Annotated in this window: 1 protein-coding gene; it reads left to right on the forward strand. The window is 48.5% G+C overall.

What is annotated here, in order from left to right; genetic code table 11:
* Nucleotides 1–540: hypothetical protein (locus F7P81_RS17160; protein WP_170265312.1), on the forward strand; the 540-nt coding region annotated here is incomplete at its 5' end.
* Nucleotides 541–1273: the final 733 nt, after the last annotated feature.

Raw genomic sequence — 1273 nt, forward strand, 5'->3', positions numbered from 1 at the left:
ATGGCGGCACCATCTAAAGAACAGCGCAAAGCAATCTCACGTGGCGAGGTGGGAACCCTCAAGTCCGATATTCGGGTGCATCGTGTTCCGAACCCGTTTTATTCACCGGATCATTCAGGTGAGAGCTGGAACCCGCCAAAGATCAAAGCCTATGTGAATATCAAGGAAAGTGCTGTGGGTACTCTCTATTCGCGCGGTCACATCAATGATGCACAATGGGCGGCAGCCGGCCGGTTTCGGCAATATTGGGAGCGGTCAGGCGCGAAAGGCACGGTTGCTATCGACTACGGCCGCGAGCAGGTGGACGGCGGCAAGGGCATCGACCCGCTGCCGGATAGCATGATTGATGCGGTACAGAGGTTGAATGAATGCAAGCCTGTGCTTGGCCGCAAAGCCTTTGACCTGATGATCAAGGTCGTCGGGCAGGGGATGGAGATTACAGACATTGCAATCACACAACGCGAAAAGACCACGTATAGTGATTATATCAAGGACGGGCTTGACGCGCTGGCTGTGCATTGGGGATATAAAACACAATAGGCTGTTGCCCGCTTAAGCGGAATATACTATATTTTGTATTGTGGTGATTTGCGTTAAACGCAAAACCGATTTGACAGGCAGCTTAAAGGCTGCCTTTTTGATTCAGAGATGGTGTGTTGAAATATTAACTCTGTTGCAACACTGCATCTTGCCGTATGCAGGCTCAATGGTTAATATCATCATATTCGCTATTATAGTGAATGGGGGAGGTCTCCACAGAAGCGGAGACCTCTGAGCGCCTAAACCTATTTCACGGTTTTAACGTGGCATAGACCGACAGTGTGGAGCTACGAACTCCCACTGTCCAAGGCGAAAGCGCCAATATCCAATGACAGATACTGGATGAGTAATTGAGCATGATATCCTCATGTTCAACCCTTTCATTCGCGAAAGGCAAGGCGGCCTTGCCAGCCAAACAGCAGCTCTACTGCTGAATTTCGCATCCTCCCAAAATATTAATGAGCAGCGGTGCGATGTTTAGCTGAAAGAATCGATGACTTGTACTTCTCTAAGAATACATGCCCGAATTTGAGAGGGCAACTATTAGCCTGTGTATAGCGCAATTTTACCCGCAATAAGGCTCACAGGCGCGATAAGTGTTTCGTTGGCTGTGTGAATTGCTGTGAGTGATTAATGAGGCCGTACGGCGCTTAAAATAGGAATAGGGGGATTTCTATATTTGTTCTTTTCTTTGGTGAGACGATCTTATTTTCCGCCTTCGCCTAAAGGTAGG

This window comes from Pseudochrobactrum saccharolyticum (genome assembly GCF_008801715.1).
GTDB lineage: Bacteria > Pseudomonadota > Alphaproteobacteria > Rhizobiales > Rhizobiaceae > Pseudochrobactrum > Pseudochrobactrum saccharolyticum.